1 protein-coding gene is annotated in these 4,580 nt (G+C 39.3%); it reads right to left on the reverse strand.

Translation table 11 applies throughout. The features are described from left to right. The coding region (locus ACRHNM_RS16100; RefSeq protein WP_431137663.1) for a T9SS type B sorting domain-containing protein at positions 1-4,553 on the reverse strand (4,553 nt) is incomplete at its 3' end. Between the last annotated feature and the right edge of the window lie 27 nt (positions 4,554-4,580).

Raw genomic sequence — 4,580 nt, forward strand, 5'->3', positions numbered from 1 at the left:
CTTTTCAGGGTGAAATGGGCTTTAAATTCTTTTTGTTCTAATGTATTAGGTTCCAGGTACTCTACCACAAACCAGTAGTCACTTGTTGGCATTGGGTTTCCGTTATAGGTTCCATTCCAACCTTCACTCGATGGACTTATCTGTTTGATCAGTTTTCCGTACCTGTCAAATATATAAATTTTTGCGCTTGGTTGGTCTGCAATCCCCTTAATGTTCCAAGTATCATTATATCCATCTCCATTTGGTGTAAAGAACTTAGGATAATCCATCACTGTCGTTGTATCAAACGCATAACCACAACCTATCGTATCTCTTACTGCTACCTCATGATCTCCTGCTGATACGTCTGTAAATATATTACTTTCCTGCCAAGCACCTCCATCTAAACTGTATTCATACGTGCCTGAGCCTGTAACTGTAACTTCAATGATATGCAACTCTGAAAATGCATCTGTAGTCACCTGTGTTGAAATACTTGTTGGTGGTGAACTCTCTATCACCTGTGTACTCACCTGACCTGCTAAGTCACTTGAACATCCCGTTACTGCATCTGTGACAATAACACTATAAGTACCTCCCTGAGTCGGTGTGTAACTACCTTGATCTGCTCCTGCTATTACGGTGCCATTAAAACTCCACTCAAACTCATACCCTGAGGTAGTAAGTCCTGTATCTAATACCGGAACATTTAATACCTCTGTACCATTAGTATCAACACATAATATATAAGTCTCATCTAAATCAAATACTGGTAACGGATTAACATATAAGCTTAATGGTGCTACTGCATAGCAGATAGATGAATCAAACGAATTATCTATCACACCATCATTATTTACATCTACAAAATCTCCCTGTCCATCACCATCTAAATCGATAAAGTCAATCAAACCATCTGAATCCGTATCAAACCCGTCTGATATCGTATCGCCATTGACATCTATTAAATCAAAAATACCATCACCATCGGTATCTATCGTATCTACCGTTCCATCACCATCAAAATCCAGTGCTGTTGTTACGGCTGTTAAATCTAAATTTAATAACCCTACACCTGGTGTGTCATTATCCACTCTTACAAAAATAACCTGTGGATTGGTAATATTCTCATATATAAACGGTAATGGATTCACTCCCAATTCTGCATCTTGCTCTGTCTCATAGTAACTCACAATATAATTGGATGGATCCTGACCATCTAAGACCTGATCCTGCACACTACCTGCAACCAAATCCGAAGCATCTGTAACAGGTGTTAAATCAAATTGAGCACTATTGTTACTCAAATCACCATCATCATCCATCTGATCATCACAAATTGCCTCTAATATAGGTTCCATTCCACTATTTGCCTCTGCAGCTTCGTGGACTTCAATATTAAAACTCGGTGTGCTTATAGAACATCCTGTGTCATTATTGGTAATGGCTACAAATATCTGTTGTGGATTTGTAACATTGGTATAAGGACTCACAAGAGGATTCATTAAACCATCAGCATCCCCTTGAGAAGCATGATAAGTAACAGTAAACAACGTTGCATCCTGTCCGTTTAATACCTCTGCATCCTTCATAGTCAAATCAAACTGATCAATACCATCAGTGTTTAACTCACAGAGGATAAAATCTGTCACTCCAACAACATCTGGCAATGGATTAACAATAATGTCGAAGGTTACTATCGTATAACAGTCTGTAATATCATTAGTCACACGGACATAAATCGTTTGTGGTGTACTGGTATTTGTGTATGCTGTTGGGTCTGCTATTGGATTAACTCCCAGATCTGCATCTTCTTCTGTCTCATAATACGTAGCTGTTACTCCTGCTTCGCCATTGATGATATAATCCTGATTCTCTGTAAGGTCAAATTCCTCTTCTAAATCCCCTGGATTTACATCATCACACAACTCAAGATCATCCGGATCTAAACTCGGTGTTGGATTTGGCAATACACGTATGGTTAGAGTGGTATAGTCTACACAGCCTGTATCGGTATCGGTAACCACAACATATAAGGTTTGCGGATTTGCTGGTGCGCCATTTACTGACATATTACTATAAGCCTCTGCATCTATAGCATTAACCTCTGCCTGTGCATCTGCACTGGTCTGATAATACGAAACACTCCAACTGGCTTCTCCTCCTGTAATCTCTACATCTTTTACGGTCAAATCAAAAACGGTAACCTCGTCTGCAATCTCATCATCACACAATTGTAATGGTGTTGGCTGAATAGCCTCTGGTGGTAACTCTACTCGGATATCAAAGAAACCTGTTGTGGTCACACAACCATTTACATTATTAACCAAACGCACATAAATTATCTGCGGATTGGTAACATTGGTATAACTGCTAACATTCGTAATTGGGTTAGCTCCTGACTGTGCATTGGCTAAACTCACATGATAGCTCAGCATAAAATCTGACGGTAATTGTGTCCCTAAAATCTCTGTGTTTTTTGTCGTTAAATCAAACTGTGCAAATCCATCATTATTGGTATCGCATATGATATAATCATCAATAGCTACAGGAACCTCTGGAGAGGGCAATACACGGATGATTAAAACCTCTGAACTGTTGAAACACCCTGTAACGGTATTCTCTGCTCTGATGTAAACCATCTGCTGATCCATTACAATGTTAGTGTATGGACCCGTAAGAGCATTTAAGCCCATATCAGCATCACTCTGCGTCTCATGATAGGTGATTGCAATGTCTAATTCGCCATTGATTATCTCTAAAGTCTTACTCTCTAAATCAAACACTTCAAATCCATCATTGTCTAAATCACAAACCTCTAAATCTGTTGGTGTGGCTGGCGATGGAATTGGGTTGACTCTAAGTAATACCGTCGCTGTTGTACTTACAAAGCAGCCCGTAACATCATCTGTAGCTCTAACGAATATCGTTTGTGGATTACTCGTGTTCATATATGGACTCGTAATTGGATTAGTACCATTATCGGCATCCAACTGAGTCTCATAATAGGTAAAACTAATTCCGGTCTGACCGTTTAACATCTCTGCATTAGCATCTTCTAATGTAAAGGCCTCTATCTCATCGCCTGGATTGTTATCATCACACAACGCTAAGGGTGTTGGCTGTAACAGCACTGGAAGAGCATTCACAATAAGGTCTAATGTGGTGAGTTTGTAACAACCATTAGTCACATCCTCTACACGAACCCATAAGGTTTGATTAAAAGCAGTGGTATTGGTATAGTTTACTGGATTTAAAATCGCATTGGTACCAGCCTCTGCATTAGCCTGTGTCTCATAATAGGTCACCAGATATTGCAGCGGGTCCAATCCATCTAACAGCTCTGCATCTTTACTGGTTAAATCAAACTGGGCAAAACCATCTGCTGAGACATCATCACACTCCTCTAAAGGTGTTGGATCTTCTATCTGTGGAGTCGGATTTACAATTAAAATAAGCTCTACAATTGTAGCGCAATCTGTAGCTATCGTTGCGCTCTCTACCCGTACATAAAGGGTCTGCTGATTCTCCACAATGTTGTTATATGGACTCCCTAACGCATTGACATTATTATCTGCATCTGCCATCGTCTCATGATAACTTACCGTTAGTGTTGGATCCCCTGAGGTAATCTCATTAGTCGCATCTGTTAAAGTAAATACTCCAAAACCATCACTGTCTGCATCACAATACACTAAAGGTACTGGTGTAGCCGCTACTGGTGCCTGCTCTACAACAAGTGTTAATGTGGTGGTCGCATAACAACCCGTGTCGATATCCTGGACTCGTACAAATATAACCTGTCCGTTTACCGTATTTGTATAAGGTACAGGTAACGGATTTATCGCATTATCTGCATCTGACTGAGTCAGATAATAACTCACTGAATAATTAGGATTATTACCCGTTATCTCCGTATTCTTTATCGAAATATCTATACTGGTTAACCCATCTGGAACTCCATCATCACAAACCTCTAAATCCGTCGGAACTACAAAAGTAGGTAATGGATTAACAATTAATTCGAAACTGCCTGTGGCTATACAACCTGTTGTGGTACTAACAGACGCATAATAAAGTGTTTGTGGATTACTCGTGTTGCTGTATAAATTAGCCAGAGGATTTGTTAATCCCTGTGCATCTGCTAAACTCTCATAATAACTAACCGTAACGGATTGTCCATTAGATATCTCTACATCTTTTGTACTTAAATCAAACTGCTCAATCTCATCGCCTGGTAAATCATAATCACATAACTCATAAGGCGTAACTGAAATCGTATCAGGTATCGGATTTACTAACAAGGTTAATCCTACAGTGTCATAACACCCTGTTGATCCACTCTCTACTCGAATATAAACCGTCTGAACATTAGGCACTATATTATCATAGGGTATAGGTAAAACATTTATACCATTAGATGCATCTGACTGAGTCTCATGATACGTAACTACTATTCCCGTCTGTGATCCAACAACCTCCAAATCCTTTAAACTTAAATCAAAACTTGAAAACCCATCATTGTCATCATCACAAACCTCTAAAGCTGTAACAATATTTGCAACTGGATTCATTATTACCTCTAAATCTAATGTGGTGGT

Source organism: Psychroserpens mesophilus (assembly GCF_050617655.1).
GTDB lineage: Bacteria > Bacteroidota > Bacteroidia > Flavobacteriales > Flavobacteriaceae > Psychroserpens > Psychroserpens mesophilus_A.